The organism is Bacillus sp. S3, from assembly GCF_005154805.1.
In the GTDB taxonomy this organism is placed as follows: domain Bacteria; phylum Bacillota; class Bacilli; order Bacillales; family Cytobacillaceae; genus Neobacillus.
On record NZ_CP039727.1, the window covers coordinates 2,561,863 to 2,576,547 of the forward strand.

The 14,685-nt window shown below is 40.5% G+C and carries 14 protein-coding genes; 11 read left to right on the forward strand and 3 right to left on the reverse strand.

Annotated features, from left to right (window positions below):
* Positions 1–198 precede the first annotated feature (198 nt).
* Entirely contained in the window at positions 199–1,527 is a 1,329-nt protein-coding gene (locus tag FAY30_RS12265) for an aspartate aminotransferase family protein (protein ID WP_149870145.1), read from the reverse strand.
* A 209-nt stretch (positions 1,528–1,736) separates the two neighbouring features.
* Entirely contained in the window at positions 1,737–3,506 is a 1,770-nt protein-coding gene (locus tag FAY30_RS12270) for a sigma 54-interacting transcriptional regulator (protein WP_149870146.1), read from the reverse strand.
* A 279-nt stretch (positions 3,507–3,785) separates the two neighbouring features.
* Between FAY30_RS12270 and FAY30_RS12275 the strand changes: the two genes are divergently transcribed.
* Genes FAY30_RS12275 through FAY30_RS12295 form a run of 5 tightly spaced genes read left to right on the forward strand, consistent with a single transcriptional unit; the run spans position 3,786 to position 9,610 of the window.
* Positions 3,786–4,955: an amidohydrolase family protein gene (locus FAY30_RS12275; RefSeq protein WP_149870147.1), complete on the forward strand. Its 1,170-nt coding sequence runs from the start codon at positions 3,786–3,788 to the stop codon at positions 4,953–4,955.
* Positions 4,952–6,316 carry an APC family permease gene (locus FAY30_RS12280; protein WP_149870148.1) on the forward strand — a complete coding sequence of 455 codons (1,365 nt, stop codon included), beginning with the start codon at positions 4,952–4,954 and terminating at the stop codon, positions 6,314–6,316. The genes FAY30_RS12275 and FAY30_RS12280 overlap by 4 nt, the downstream gene beginning before the upstream one ends.
* A gap of 14 nt (positions 6,317–6,330) precedes the next feature.
* A complete protein-coding gene (locus FAY30_RS12285) occupies positions 6,331–7,524 on the forward strand; it encodes a M20 metallopeptidase family protein (protein ID WP_223820957.1) in 1,194 nt (397 codons plus the stop codon).
* On the forward strand, positions 7,524–8,870 hold the full coding sequence (locus tag FAY30_RS12290; RefSeq protein WP_149870149.1) for a glutamine synthetase family protein: 1,347 nt from the start codon (positions 7,524–7,526) through the stop codon (positions 8,868–8,870). Before FAY30_RS12285 ends, FAY30_RS12290 begins: the two co-directional genes overlap by 1 nt.
* Positions 8,871–8,902: 32 nt before the next feature.
* Complete coding sequence (locus FAY30_RS12295) at positions 8,903–9,610, forward strand: type 1 glutamine amidotransferase (RefSeq protein WP_149870150.1); 708 nt, start codon at positions 8,903–8,905, stop codon at positions 9,608–9,610.
* Between the two features lie 141 nt (positions 9,611–9,751).
* On the opposite strand, the gene FAY30_RS12300 is transcribed toward FAY30_RS12295, so the two are convergent.
* A complete protein-coding gene (locus FAY30_RS12300; protein ID WP_149870151.1) occupies positions 9,752–10,330 on the reverse strand; it encodes an undecaprenyl-diphosphatase in 579 nt (192 codons plus the stop codon).
* Positions 10,331–10,651: 321 nt separating this feature from the next.
* On the opposite strand from FAY30_RS12300, the gene pssA reads away from it, so the two are divergent.
* From pssA to FAY30_RS12330, 6 genes are all read left to right on the forward strand, one after another.
* A complete protein-coding gene (gene pssA, locus FAY30_RS12305) occupies positions 10,652–11,143 on the forward strand; it encodes a CDP-diacylglycerol--serine O-phosphatidyltransferase (protein WP_149870152.1) in 492 nt (163 codons plus the stop codon).
* A 336-nt stretch (positions 11,144–11,479) separates the two neighbouring features.
* Entirely contained in the window at positions 11,480–11,962 is a 483-nt protein-coding gene (locus tag FAY30_RS12310; RefSeq protein ID WP_149870153.1) for a DUF2975 domain-containing protein, read from the forward strand.
* A gap of 11 nt (positions 11,963–11,973) precedes the next feature.
* Entirely contained in the window at positions 11,974–12,189 is a 216-nt protein-coding gene (locus tag FAY30_RS12315) for a helix-turn-helix domain-containing protein (protein ID WP_017153334.1), read from the forward strand.
* 48 nt (positions 12,190–12,237) lie between these two features.
* Positions 12,238–13,485, forward strand: a complete 1,248-nt coding sequence (locus FAY30_RS12320) for a DUF4153 domain-containing protein (RefSeq protein ID WP_149870154.1) — start codon at positions 12,238–12,240, stop codon at positions 13,483–13,485.
* A 258-nt stretch (positions 13,486–13,743) separates the two neighbouring features.
* Positions 13,744–14,112, forward strand: a complete 369-nt coding sequence (locus FAY30_RS12325) for a PH domain-containing protein (protein ID WP_149870155.1) — start codon at positions 13,744–13,746, stop codon at positions 14,110–14,112.
* A gap of 139 nt (positions 14,113–14,251) precedes the next feature.
* Positions 14,252–14,680 (forward strand): VOC family protein, encoded by a 429-nt coding sequence (locus FAY30_RS12330; protein ID WP_149870156.1) that lies wholly within the window; start codon positions 14,252–14,254, stop codon positions 14,678–14,680.
* Positions 14,681–14,685: the final 5 nt, after the last annotated feature.

A 14,685-nucleotide genomic window follows, 5' to 3' on the forward strand; every position in this document is an offset into this window, starting at 1 on the left:
TCAATCTGTTCTCAGTGTTCTTTTAACCGTCTATTGCATGACAGGACATGTAGGAGCATGTTTGGTCCTTTTTATTTTTTCGAAAAGCAACGAAATACTCGCTTTATTCATATATGTGATAAAAGTTGTTTTTCAGGTGATTATTTACAGCAAAATTAAGTGATCCCGCTAACGTCATTTCGTCTCTGAGGTCAACAGTTACCATCCTGCATACTGTTTTACCTTCTCCATGTTGATTTTTTGTTCCTTTAGGTCAGAAAATGCCTGGTCGAAAATCGAAACGGCTAAATCAATTTCTTCCTTTGAAATGGTGAGAGGAGGAGTGATTTCGATTACGTTGCTGTTTATACCAACATAAAAGACTAGCATTCCAAGCTCATAGCAGCGATAGCAGATTGCCGCGGTTTTTTCTGCTGCAGGGGTTTTGGATACACGATCTTCCACTAATTCTACTCCGATTGCCAATCCTTTCCCGCGGACATCGCCAATCCACTCATATTTATTCTTGAGCTGTTGTAATAAATCTTTAAAATACTCGCCATTTATCCGTGCGTTATCTATTAATCTCTCATCCTCGATAATATGTAGAGTTTCCAAGGAAGCGGTGGTACTGACGGGATTGCCGCTTGCTGTAAACATATGAATGCCTGTTCCGACATCAAGGATTTCCTTTCTTGCGACAACTGCGCTGATTGGCAAGCCGCCGCCAAGGGATTTTCCAAGAACCACGGCATCAGGTACAATTCCGTAATGATCGAAGGAAAACCATTTTCCTGTCCTGCCTAAACCCACTTTGACCTCGTCAAAAATGAGGTGAATCCCATAACGCCTGCAGACCTCCTGAAGACGCGGTAAAAAATCGGCAGGAGGGACAAGGAGACCGCCATCGCTTTGGATACCCTCTACGATGATCCCCGCAGTTGTCTCAGGGGGACAAATCGTTTTAAACACTTCCTGCTCCAGATATTGAATCAATTGTTCGGTTAAGTTTTCCGTCTCTCCAAAAGGAGGGCGGTAGGGATTTGGGTAGGGGATTTTTACCACATTGCCACTTCCGATAAACAGCGATTGGGCTGGATGGCCGGATAGGGAGAGTGAACCCATCGTTTGTCCATGATAGGACCCCATAAATGAAATCATTCTAGGGCGATTTTTCTCAAGTGGTACTAATTTAGCGATACAATCATTGGCATCGGACCCAGAGTGGCCAAACCATACCTTTTTGGGAAAATCACCAGGTGTGATGTCAATTAGTTTTTCTGCCAGAGTGACCATGGTCGATTCCGGTGCAGAAAGCTGCGAGGTAAAGGATAAAGTTTCATATTGATTCTTAATCCTGTTGCTGACTCTTGGGTGTCCATACCCAATCCCGGCAACGGCCCAGCCGGCTGCTAAATCCAGGTATTCCTGTCCTGCCTGATCAATGATGCGGGTCCCTGTAGCTGATTTTACAGAAATCGGGTAAAAGCGAATTTTCAAGCTGTTGGCGATTACCTCATTTTCAGTATCAAAAAACGATTTTGTCACATTGTTTCCTCCTTTTCAACAGATAAGAAAGTATAAAATTTCGACTTTGAGAAATGTCTAGCTCCAGCGCCCTAGCGGCTAGTGTCCTTCGCTCTCCGCCCTACGATAAGTCAACATCGAATCGCCTCCGGCTCTTCGTGTTTCCTTTATCTCAGTTGGAGCGCTCCAGGCCATACGCCGCTGACCAGGGCGCTTGCGCTTTTCTTATTTTAGGGAATAATCAAATATTTTTTCAGCTTGTAATTTAGGTTCTGTCTTGAGATTCCGAGCTGTTCTCCCGCTTTGGTTATATTTCCGTCGGACTGTTTCAATGCTTGTTCAATCATGATTCGTTCTAGCTTTTCCATTTGCTCCGGCAAGGTTCCGATATATGGGAATGAAGATTCTGTGCTTAAAGGCCGTTCTTGATGCTGAAGTTTCATTTTTAAGACAGGAGGGAGGAGTTCATAACCAATTGTCCTCTCATCGTAGACAAGGTTTAAGCAGCCCTCAATCACATGTTCAAGTTGGCGGACATTCCCCGGCCAATGGTAATCCATGAAAAGCTGAAAGATTTCCGGTTCCAGACCCTCGACGTTGACATCTAAAAGCTTTGCATGCTTCCGGATAAAATAATCTGTTAATATCCGAATATCCTCTTTCCGATTTCTTAGCGGTGGAATGACTAAATTTACAACACCGAGGCGGTAATACAAATCTTCTCGCAATCGTCCGTTTGCTACGGCTTCCAGTGGTTCCTCGTTCATCGTTGCCATGACACGGACATCGATTTGAATTAATTTAGAAGAACCGAGCCTTTGAACTTTTCTTTCCTGTATTACCCGCAGTAATTTTGCCTGCAGGCTAGTTCCCATTGAATTGATTTCATCCAATAAAAGGGTTCCGCCATTTGCTTGTTCAAATAATCCCGGCCGATCGACTGCACCCGTGAAGCTTCCAACCGTTGTCCCAAAGAGCAGACTTTCTAACAAGGATTCAGGTAGGGCGGCGCAGTTTTGTGCGATAAACGTCCCATTTTTTCTTGGACTTTCATTATGAATGCTTTGCGCGAACAGTTCTTTTCCGGTCCCTGTTTCCCCAACAATGAGGATATTGGATCTTGACCGGGCTGAACGGCGTGCTTGTTCAACTGTAAGTGCCATTTCTCTGCTGGAAAAGACGATATTTTCAAACTGAAACCGAGTGTTGTTTTTTTGGGTCTGCAGGGAAGAAGGAGGTAAGGTCGCTCCTTCCTTAGATTGTTTCTGGAGCTGCAGGATGGTATTGGTTAATTGTTTTTGTTCGCTAATATCTTTGCTTATTTCCATGGCCCCCACTCGCAGGTCGTCAAGTGATAATGGCACGGTACGAACCAGTGTGGTGATGGCTTTGCCATGGGTTGAAAACTGAGTTTCCCGATGATTGAGTGTTCGTCCGGTTCGTACGGATGTCAGCAAAGTACTGGTTGTTTCGTCCACGCTCCAAATGTCCTGAACCCGTTTTCCTTTCACGGCCTCTGGTTCCAATGTTTCTACTTCACCGGCCTTGCGATTGTAGAAGAGGATGGTTCCATGCTCGTTAATGACACAGATTCCCTCTTCCAATTGATCCAGAATGAGATCGAATACCTGCTTTTCTTTATGGAATTGCTGAATTTGGCTATTCAGCTGTTGAACTTGAGAGAGATCTTTTAGAATGATTACATACTTATTCCCAACATCTTGATTCTCACTATAGACAATATTTGCGACCAATTGCTTTGTTCCTAATGAAATAGGTACACCTGTTTTTCCTTGTTTCTGCAGGCTTTTTTTAAACTCATTCGAAGGAATCAATTCAAAAATGGAAGTACCAATAAGAGTGGAGGGATTTCCCAAAAACAAACGAGCGGCCGGCCGATTTAATGAAAGTATGATCCCATCTTCACCTGCCATAATGATACAGTCAAAAGAATGGTTCCAGACTTCTTCTAATGAAGTAAAAGAGAGTACATGATGCATAAAGACACCTGCCTAATATGAAAAATTCTGAGCGAAAAAAATTTATCTATGTTCGTTCTACCTATATTTTTATCATAGATTCCATTAATTTAATATAAGAATTCAGAATATTTTTTATAGATGAAAAATTTTATTCGAAAAAATTTTTTCGATGGAAAAATTATTTTCGTATTTTCTGAAGTTTACATATGGATCAAACAACATTCATTTGAATTTAAGCAGTTGGCACAAAAATTGCATCTTCAAAATTGTAAAGGAAAAGAAGGAGGATTCATGCAAATGAAGGTTTTATTAAAGGATTGCCAAGCTATTGACGTTCATGCCCATCCATACATTGCCAATGCTGTGCCATTTACGGTAGATGAATATGTAAGAAAGTTATCTTTGGCCGTCATTCCAAATCAAATTCCCCCCAATTATAAATGGGTAAAAAATCAACCGTACCCAGGCAGTAATATGTGGGTCCAAATCTTGACGGGGCGGTTGGCAAAATATTTTTCATGTGAGCCAACATTAGAAGCGGTCGTAGCGCAACGCAATGTCAAAGCAGCCAATTATAAAAAGTTTACTCGTGAACTGTTTCAAGATGCCCATCTCACGGGAGTGGTTGCCGATTTCGGATACCCGCAGCCGCCACTTAGTAAAACAGAATACGCTGATTTATGCGGTGCGCGAATATGGGAGGTTTTCCGAATTGAGCCGGAAATGGTCCGCTTAGGTGGAGAATGTCAAAATTTTGGTGAATTCATTGAAAAATATCGCGCGGTGCTTGCCGATGCCTTAAAGAGGAATGAGGTCGTTGGGTTAAAATCCATCATCGCTTACCGGAGCGGACTAGATATTGCTCCGATGGATCAAGGAAATGCGGCTGCGGAATACGAGGCATTCCGGCAAAATACCCGGGAAAAAGTGAAGATTTTCCGAGATTATTGTCTCCATGTGGCCATGGAGGAGTGTACGGTCGCCAATAAGGTCATGCATATTCATACAGGCATCGGTGACGGGGAGGTAGTCCTGCCGAAAGCAAGTCCAAGTTTCTTACTAGATATGCTGCGTGATTCGAAATATGAAAAGACAAAAGTGCATCTTGTCCATGGCGGATATCCGTGGGTGGAGGAGGCTGCTTTCATTGTTAGTATTCTACCAAATGTCTATATGGATCTTTCCTTACAAAACCCGTTCAGCGGCCATGGCGTTAAAAGAATTCTATCTCAGGTGTTTGAATTTGCGCCGTTTGATAAGGTCATGTATGGCTCTGATGCATTTACGGTACCGGAAATGAATTGGCTGGGGGTTCAATTATTTAAAGAATGCTTTGAAGAGGTGCTGGGCTCCTGGGTTGCATCGGATTATATGGATGCAGAAACAGCTAGAGTCATAGGTGAAATGGTTCTCTATCGAAATTTCGAAAATGTCTATCAAGACCAATTAAAGGGGGCAATTACATGAGCAATAAGAATCAATTAAGTCTTGAACCGCAGAGGAAGCTTGGGTATTGGTCGATATGGGCCCTTGGCGTAGGAGCCGTTATTGGTGATGGAATTTTCCTGCTCATGGGTCAGGGGATTGCAACTGCAGGACCAGGTGCGATTCTTGCGTATGTTATTGCAGGTCTCTCGCAATTATTTCTGATGGTCTCTTTAGGGGAACTGGCAGTTGGAATGCCGAATGCAGGGGCCATGTCCCATTGGGTTGAACGCTTTATGGGAAAATGGTGGGGGTTTCTATCCGGTTTTACCTTTGCTCTTGGCTGGGTTATTGCTGGCGGAAGCGTTGGTCTTGCATTAGGCAGGCTCACCATGTGGTTTTTTCCACAGCTTAAAGGGGAGTTTTGGCCGGTATTTTTTGCCGTCTTCTTCATTACGATTTTTGCCGTTTTAAACATATTAGGTACTGAGATTGCTGCCAAGACCCAATTGATTTTAGTCGTGATTATGACACTTGTTATGGCGCTTTTTTCCATTATTGGAATGAAGGATATCAATTTTGATCATTTTACTCCTTTCTTACCACATGGTACTGATGGCTTCTGGGCAGCCGTTCCACTTGGGACCTATGCCTATCTCGGTGCTGTCACTTTAGCAACGGCCGGAGGGGAAGTAAAAAATCCAAAGGATCTGCCAAAGGCACTGATTTGGTCAAGTATTACCTTTCTTCTGTTGTATACAACAGCTCAGGCTGTCCTGCAAGGATTGATTCCATGGGATAAAATCACGATGGATAGTTCGCCGTTCACTGAGGCTGCACGTATGGTCTTTGGTGTTGCCGGTGCCTTTATCATGAATATGGCAGCATGGATTGCAGCAGCCACTTGTATTTTAATGGGGACGCTTTATGCTTCTTCCCGTATCTTTTATGCGCAGGCAAAAAGTGGTTTTCTACCTGCATTTTTCGCGCACATCCATCCGAAAACAGGAACCCCTGTATATGGAATCATCGTGGTTTGGGCCTTGTCTGTCGGTTTAGTCATTTTAGGATCAGTCAATCCGGATTTTCTTTATGTTGAACTATCGACTCAGCTTGTGTTAGCATGGCTGGTTTCATGGACTCTTGCCTTGATTGCCGCGATCCTTTATCGAAAAAAGGCCCTTCAGGAAGTACAGATGCTTCCGTGGAAACAGCCGCTTTATCCATTGTTTCCGATTCTTGGGTTTGTCGGTATTGGGATTGTTTTTTACGGCACATTTATTGGAAGTCCTATGACACTTGTGCGCGGAGCCATCGGGATGGCCATTCTTTATGTATTGTTCCGCTTTTTCTATAAGGCAAAAAGTCAATCATTCAAAGCTGGTAAAGATACAACGATGTAAGGGAGATGAAATGATTGATTAGCAAGAATATGGTTAAGCTAAACGAAAATCTATTAGAAAAATTAATCGAGATTCGCCGACATCTACATCAATACCCGGAGCTCTCATTCGAGGAATTTAGAACCTCACAATATATTGCCTCCTGTTTAGAAGAATGGAAGATTCCTTTTAAAAAAATTGGAGAAACAGGCATTTTCGTAGACATTGTCGGAGAAAAAGGGGAAGGACCTACGATTGGGATTCGGGCTGATATTGATGCTCTGCCAATTCAGGAAAAAACAGGGCTTCCTTTTTCTTCCCTTCATTCAGGTATCATGCATGCCTGCGGACATGATGGGCATACGACGATCCTTCTTGGTACGGTTTATATGCTTAACGAGCTGAAAAGCAGCTTAAAAGGCAGAGTGCGTTGTATTTTCCAGCCAGGTGAGGAAGCAGATGGTGCGGCAGAGCAGCTGATCAAGCTGGGAGTGTTGGAAAATCCTCCTTTAGACGGGATGCTTGCCCTTCATTTATGGCCGCATCTCCCTCATGGTACGGTCGGAGTGAGATATGGAGCGATTACAGCTTCCTGCGACGACTTTTTGATTGAAGTCAGAGGAAAAGGCGGCCATAGTGCCAGACCCCATCAAGCTGTGGATGCCATAACGATCAGTTCGCAAATCCTCCAGGCACTGCCGACATTAGTAACAAAGGCAAGTAATCCTGTCGAGCCTGTTGTTGTCCATGTGGGAAAAATTAACGGCGGCAATGCAAGCAATGTAGTAGCGGACCTTGTTGTTTTAGAAGGAACAACAAGATCTGTCACACAAGAAACGAGAAATAGACTGAAAGAGCAACTGACACACCTGTGTGAAAACATCGCATCTAGCTTGGGAGGGAAAGCGATTGTCGATTATAAGCTCGGCCATCCACCTGTGATCAATAGTGATTCGGTTACCCGTGCCCTTGAAGAGTGTGCAATCGAACTTTTTGGTTCTGATAAGGTGATTCAATTAAAGGAACCTTCCATGGGAGCCGATGATTTTGGCGCTTTTGCTGAAAAGGTACCGAGCACGTATTTTCGATTAGGAACAGCGCAGGACCATAAGCCTAATTACGATCTGCATCACCCCCAATTTGAATTTCATGAATCGATTATTCCTCTGGGAGTCGAATTATTTACATTTGCTGTGTTAAGCAGATTACAAAATGGAGTGGAAAAATAATGTTATCAAAAAAACAGGTCTTAGAGATTGTTGAAAAAGAAAAAGTGGAATTTATTCGTGTTGAATTTCTCGACTATGCAGGTGTCACCCGCGGTAGAACGATTCGGCCCGCCCAATTAATGAATGCGATGGAAAAAGGGATTAATTTTAGTACTGCGATAATGAGTTTCGATGTATTTGATGAATATATTCCGAACCCTGCCTACGGCCCTAATGATGGAGACTTTTTTGCTGTTCCAGATCCGAGTACATTTGCTATCCTTCCTTATCGAAAAAATACCGCGCGGATGATTTGTGATTTGGTGGATATTAACGGGGATCCATGGCCAGGATGCCCACGAAGTGCATTTAAGCGGCTGTTAAATGAAGTGGAATCCATTCTCGGCGGAAAAATGAATATGGCGTTTGAGCAGGAAGCCTATTTATTAAAAGAAATCGATGGACAGCTTGTTCCTGCCGATAACAGCCATTGCTTTTCTACAGAAGGGGCTGATATTCAGGAAGATTTTATTCAAGAATTTGTTCACTCATTGGAAGCCATGGGGGTAGAAACAGAACAGTTATCAAGTGAATTTGGCCCTGGGCAGCTAGAAATCAACTTAAAGTATACGAATGCTTTAAAAGCTGCAGATGATCAAGTGACATTTATGCACTTATTCAAACAAATTGCTCGTGATAAAGGAATGGTGGGAACCCTCATGCCGAAGCCTTTCCAACATTTAGCCGGAAGTGGACTACATGTCCATATCAGCTTATATGATGAAACGGGGGAAAATCTTTTCGAGGATACAACGGATCACCGTGGACTGGATATGTCGGAAAAGGCCTATCATTTCATTGGGGGCTTGTTAAAGCATGGATCATCGCTTGTTGCTATTGGTGCGCCAAGTGTCAATTCATATAAAAGAATGCAGCCGGGATCATGGGCGCCCGCACATATTTGTTATGGATCAGGTAATCGTTCCGTTTTAGTCCGCATACCTGAGAAAAGAAGGGCGAGGCGGTTCGAATACAGAGGAGCAGATGGAACATCCAATCCATATCTTCTAGCGGCTTGTATTGTTGCAGCAGGACTACGTGGGATTCAAAATAATATTGACCCCGGTGAGCCAATTGAATTTGATGTAAGCGCAGCAAGTGAGTTTCAATTAAAGGAACGAGGGATCAGCTGGGTACCACGAAGCTTAAAGGAAGCGATTGATTGTTTGGCAGAAGATTCTGTACTGGCCCAAACCATCGGCAGATCCATTTGGGAAGAATTTATTAAAATAAAAAGAACGGAATGGGATAAATATTCACGCTATGTAAGTGATTGGGAACGGAATATTTTCTCTGCGAGATTCTAAGTATGCTAGTTTAGCAGCAAGGAGAAGAACAAATGAAAATCCACTTTATTCAAAATGACGAATTGGCCACCCCGGGGTTTATAGAGGAATGGGTAAATGGGAAAAAGTATTCATTATCTCGTACTCGGATGTATGATGGTGAGGCTTTTCCTTCTATGGACCAGTTTGATTTGTTGATTATCTTAGGCGGCAGGATGGGAGCTTACGAGGAATCTATATTTCCTTGGTTAATTCAGGAAAAACAATTTATTCGTGAGGCCATTGATCAGGGAAAATGGATATTGGGCATTTGTCTTGGTTCACAATTACTGGCCGATGTCTTGGGGGGAAAGGTTTATCCTCATACTCACCAGGAAATTGGCTGGTGGCCAGTAGAAAAAACAGAGGAAGCGGGAAATTCCAAGCTTTTTACAGGAGTACCTCAATCTCTCATTGCATTTCAGTTTCATGGTGATACCTTTGACCTACCAGTAGGCGCCATTCGTTTGGCATCAAATAGCGGCTGTACAAACCAGGCTTTTTCTTACGGGGACCGGGTTTTAGGGCTGCAATTTCATCCTGAATTCACAGGAGAGATGATTGACGGTTTGGAGCATATGTTTGGCAGCCAAATTCGTGAAGGAGAATTTATTGAGAAACCCCAACAATGGGTAAATCAAAATCAACACTTAAATGGGGCAAAATCGATGTTATTTACCATTCTGAATAACTTTGAAGCAAACATTTCCAAAAAGAAATGATTGAATAAATGTATTAGGCTGTTACAATCTAGAACTAAAGATTGAACCGTAGAAAATAAATAAAAACGTAATGATGCCAGTACTAGTAAACTGGAACCATTACGTTTTTTTATTTATCGGTAAAACCAGTTATGGGGATCCTCATTTTGAAAGGCCTTGTTCGGTTTTTGGAACCAGTGGAATTCGGTTGTAGATACTAATTATGATCCGACCAAGTGGTTCAAATACCGAACTGAATTTATATACAAGCATACTGGTCAACAGTGCTACAATCATGCTTCCTAGCACATCAAAAGGATAATGGTGCCCAACATAAATACGGGAGATCCCTGTTAGTATTGCAAATAATAGCATTCCAAAACCAATTTTACGATGACGCATTACTACCGCAAGTGCTAGTGAAAATGCACCTGTTGTATGATCACTTGGAAATGAAGAATCCTTTGCATGTTGAATCAATAGGTTAACATGATGTGTCACAAATGGACGAGGTTCATCATAGATATGTCCCAAGATATAGTTAATGAATAAAGCGATTGCACCAGTTATAGCAGCATACACAACAGCGTATTTATATTTTTCTTTACCAAAAATCCACATAAGAAGGAGAACGACTGTATAAACAATCAATGCATCTTTGGTAACGAAAGCCATTAATCCGTCTAAAAAAGGATGATGGCCAGCATTTTGATTGATAGCGTGAAATAATTTGTAATTCATTAAAAACCCTCCTTGAGGTTAATAAAATGCTTAAATCATTAATGACAACATTCGCTATTATCACTAAATCATTTGAAATTTTTAGGTCTCGTTTCGTATTCTGAAATGAGACTTTTTTTACTCAACTAACAGCCATCCCTTCTATTCAATTTCTTTCGATTTAAATGGGCATTTTAACTATATAAAATAAACTTGTCTTTTCCCCTTAATAAACCATTAATATTTCATTAAAATGAAAAAATGGGTATTTTCAGCATAAGGTTAGGTTATTTAGAAAATGCTACATAAATGGAATGATTCGTTAACGTCAGGGGGACTACCTTGTTCCATCAGATCGTAAAAGCTGTACCTAATTTATTTACAATTGGAAATTTTTTGTGCGGAGTTCTATCCATAACCTTTAATATGAGTGGATTTATAGAAGTAGCGTCCATTTTAATCTTCTTTTCCGCTGTTTTTGACCTTCTTGATGGAAGGGTTGCAAGAACATTAAAAGTGAACAGTGAGTTCGGTGTTGTATTGGATTCCTTAGCGGATATTGTGAGTTTCGGAGTAGCTCCAGCGCTTCTATTTCATTCTATAGCAGCACCATCAATCTTAACTTCTTTAGCATTTATCATTTTTCCAACGATGGGAGCATTAAGATTAGCTAGGTTTAGTGTTAAGCCGACCATTGGGTATTTTAAAGGATTACCCATACCAGCGGCTGGATTGCCATTGGCTGGAATGGGGTTCTTTTCATATAGCAATGCATGGATTACCCTCATCCTAGCGATTTTAATGGTAAGTCCAATTAGGGTTAAAAAATTTTAATTTAATTCTGGTACTAAAGCTAGTCCCCTTTTTCGAAAAGGGAATAGCTTTTTTATTTTGTTCCTAAACTTTTTGTTCATTTCATAAAAGATCAAAATGTAGGAATAGGGGAAATGAATTGATTTATCGTGGTCCATTAAATTAACAGGATGTCCTGCTGCTAATTCTAAAAGAGCGGTTTAGTTCAGGTGGTAATATTTCATTCAATTAGAATATGTATAAAAAGTCTAACAATAAAATATCAATAAAAACATTATACAAATTAATAAAAATTTATTGTAAATCGATAAATAATATATTAAAATCAAAACAGAATAATTTAGTGAGGTGCTTTTTATGGAACAAGTAAGGACATTGTTTTTAAAAATAGCTGTTATTTTTTTGGGAGTCCCAGTTCTTGCTCTGTGCATCTTTTTGGTGCCAGAGATGGCGGAACTTGCAGCAAAATTGCTTCCAGAGTTTGCTTTAATAAAATATCTCGTTTTCATCGTTTTTGATGCATCGGCGATACCTTATTACTTTGCTTTGTATCAGGCCTTCAAACTCTTACGTTATATTGACAAAAATAAAGCTTTCTCCGATTTATCTGTAAGTGCTTTAAAGAAAATCAAATACTGTGCCATCACAATCAGTATTTTGCATGTGCTAGTTTGGCCGCTCTTCTATATCTTTGCTGAAGTAGACGACGCACCAGGAGTTATCTTTGTCGGATTGGTGGTTCCTTTTGCTTCGATGGTGATCGCAGTCTTTGCGGCTGTTCTCCAAAAACTTTTACAAGAAGCAATTGATATCAAATCGGAAAATGATCTAACGGTCTGAGGTGAATAACAATGGCAATTATAATCAATATTGATGTGATGTTAGCAAAAAGGAAAATGAGCGTAACAGAACTATCGGAGAAGGTTGGAATAACAATGGCGAACCTTTCTATTTTAAAAAATGGAAAGGCAAAAGCGATTCGATTATCCACTTTAGAGGCAATTTGTAAGGCTTTAGAATGTCAGCCTGGAGATATTTTAGAATACAAAAGTGACGAAGACAGTTAAACATTGTGGAGGAAACTTAATATAGCAATTATTAGCGGAGGTATAACTATGGACAGTAACAATTATATTATTGAAAATATGGCCAATCCTCATGAGCTGGAGAAAATGTATAGAAAAGACCCGAAAACTTTTAAAAAATCATTCTCACACGCATGGGAACAAAATCCTGATTCTCAGGTTCTTGACGTTTGGTATGAAAGATTGCATTTCAAGGAGAAGGCACATACAGAAAAATCTTCCTTCTTTCAAAAAGGATTCTTATTCATGGGCATTTTATCCATTCTGGCCGGGATAAGCATCAGGATCATTTTCCATTTTGTCGAACAGGAGGCAATTGCTCCAATTAACCTGGCCTTTGGTATAATTCCCTTTATTGCCGCCTATTTTGTTTACTATAATACGCCGAAAAAAAGTGTTGTTTTTTCCCTTGCAGCGTTGTTCCTAATTTCCGGGTTTTTTCTTAATATGCTGCCATTAAATAATAAAGATAGTATTACCCTTGCTTATTTACACCTTCCCATATTCTTATGGGTATTGGTAGGGCTTGCATTTACAGGAAATGAATATGCAAAAGGCAGTTCAAGATTAGCCTATATTAAATTTAATTTGGAATTTTGTATTCTCTACGCCAGTATGGCAGTTAGCGGAATGGTGCTAGCCGCATTAACTATGCAGTTATTTAGCTTTGTTGGCTTGGATATAGAAGACTTCTATTTTAGTAATGTCGTTTTATTTGGTGCTGCCGCTCTTGCTATTGTGGCCGCATACCTGGTATCAATGAATCTTAAACTTGCTAAGAATATTACACCATATATAGCTAAAATTTTTAGTCCTCTTGTCTTGGTCACATTGTTGGTCTATCTTATAACGGTTATATGGGTCGGAAAAAATCCATTCTTAGACCGAAATTTCCTGATAGCCTTCAACGGAATACTTCTTGGTGTCTTGGCCGTTACTATATTTTCTATTACTGAAAGCGATTCAGACGAGAAAAAGAACATTTCAGATTATATAAATTTTGCCTTAATTGTTCTTGCGCTTATCTTTGACAGTGTGGCTTTGTCAGCCATCGTTTTCAGACTTTCTTCTTATGGGATTACGCCTAATAGACTTGCTGTTTTAGGAGTAAACATCCTTATCTGTGCAAATCTAATTTGGATTATGATTTCCTATATTCGTTTTCTACAAAACAAATCCGGGCTATCAGCGATCCAAGATGCCGTTACTAAGTATTTGCCGGTTTACGGACTTTGGGCAGCTTTCGTTACATTTATTTTTCCTATCATTTTTAATTAGAAAGGCTCTGTTAATGGAACGAACGGATAATCTTCTATAACGAATAAAATCCTTAGAGCCGAAATTATACAGCTTTTAAACACACAAGAAGTCAAATCTTGCATGGAGATTACGTGAATCGGCTTAGTGGAGCAATAAGATATATAGATGAATTACTGAAGGAATAAAAGGTCAATAAATTTTTGAAGAAAAAGGTTTTATCAAATATTTACAGAATGTAATACTAATGAAGAAAAATTTATGTAGGAGGCGTTAATTATGGCTGCAACTCAGGCAATTCTGCAATGGACTTTCATCTCCGAATGTCCGATTCCAAATGATGTGAATGAATTATTAGTGGATGGTGAAGTAGCAATGGCTGCTTACAAAACCATTCGTGATAGTGCGATTTTCACTAATAAGAGATTAATCGTAAGAGATGCTCAAGGTTTAACAGGGAAAAAGGTTGAGATTTATTCATTGCCCTATTCATCCATCAATATGTGGTCAACGGAGAATGCGGGGAGTTTCTTTGATGTAAATGCAGAGGTTGAATTATGGACCAGGGCAGGCCACATTAAGGTAAATCTTAAAAAGGGTGTTGATATTCGTAAGTTTGATAAATTAATTGCTAATGCACTCCTTTAATTTGGTGTTTCTCTTTCTTGTTTGCGAACGTACGTTTTGTGTTATAAAATATGTTTAAGGTAATAATAGTTGGTGGTTATTGCCACATGGAACATGCAAAGGATTGTAAAAAAAATTAGAACTAAGGAGCTGTTAAAAGATGTCAATTAGTTTGAACCCGTATTTGATTTTTAACGGTAATACGAGAGAAGCAGTCCATTTTTACGAGAAAGCGCTTGGCGGGAAAGTGATGGATATCACGACTTTCGGAGATATGCCGGAGGACCCGAATTATCCATTAACGGATGACATGAAGAATCGTGTGATGCACGCACACTTGAAAGTCGGAGAAGCAGATCTCATGTTCAGCGATACATATGAAGGCATGCCTTATCAGCCAGGTAATACGATTCAGATGGCCATCCATCCAAAAGAAGAGGCCAGGGCCAGAGAAATCTTCACCGCTTTGGAAGACGGCGGACAAGTCATTATGCCACTCCAGAAGACGGATTGGAGTCCATTGTATGGGCAAGTAAAGGACAAATTCGGTGTTACTTTCCAAGTGAACGTCCCAGCAGAGCAACCGTAGTATTA

Excerpts from the sequence above, each read along its gene's own strand:
- FAY30_RS12270 (WP_149870146.1), bottom strand. The coding sequence starts at position 3,506 with ATGCATCATGTACTCTCTTTTACTTCATTAGAAGAAGTCTGGAACCAT.
- FAY30_RS12275 (WP_149870147.1), top strand. The coding sequence starts at position 3,786 with ATGAAGGTTTTATTAAAGGATTGCCAAGCTATTGACGTTCATGCCCAT.
- FAY30_RS12280 (WP_149870148.1), top strand. The coding sequence starts at position 4,952 with ATGAGCAATAAGAATCAATTAAGTCTTGAACCGCAGAGGAAGCTTGGG.
- FAY30_RS12290 (WP_149870149.1), top strand. The coding sequence starts at position 7,524 with ATGTTATCAAAAAAACAGGTCTTAGAGATTGTTGAAAAAGAAAAAGTG.
- FAY30_RS12295 (WP_149870150.1), top strand. The coding sequence starts at position 8,903 with ATGAAAATCCACTTTATTCAAAATGACGAATTGGCCACCCCGGGGTTT.
- FAY30_RS12300 (WP_149870151.1), bottom strand. The coding sequence starts at position 10,330 with ATGAATTACAAATTATTTCACGCTATCAATCAAAATGCTGGCCATCAT.
- FAY30_RS12310 (WP_149870153.1), top strand. The coding sequence starts at position 11,480 with ATGGAACAAGTAAGGACATTGTTTTTAAAAATAGCTGTTATTTTTTTG.
- FAY30_RS12315 (WP_017153334.1), top strand. The coding sequence starts at position 11,974 with ATGGCAATTATAATCAATATTGATGTGATGTTAGCAAAAAGGAAAATG.
- FAY30_RS12320 (WP_149870154.1), top strand. The coding sequence starts at position 12,238 with ATGGACAGTAACAATTATATTATTGAAAATATGGCCAATCCTCATGAG.
- FAY30_RS12325 (WP_149870155.1), top strand. The coding sequence starts at position 13,744 with ATGGCTGCAACTCAGGCAATTCTGCAATGGACTTTCATCTCCGAATGT.
- FAY30_RS12330 (WP_149870156.1), top strand. The coding sequence starts at position 14,252 with ATGTCAATTAGTTTGAACCCGTATTTGATTTTTAACGGTAATACGAGA.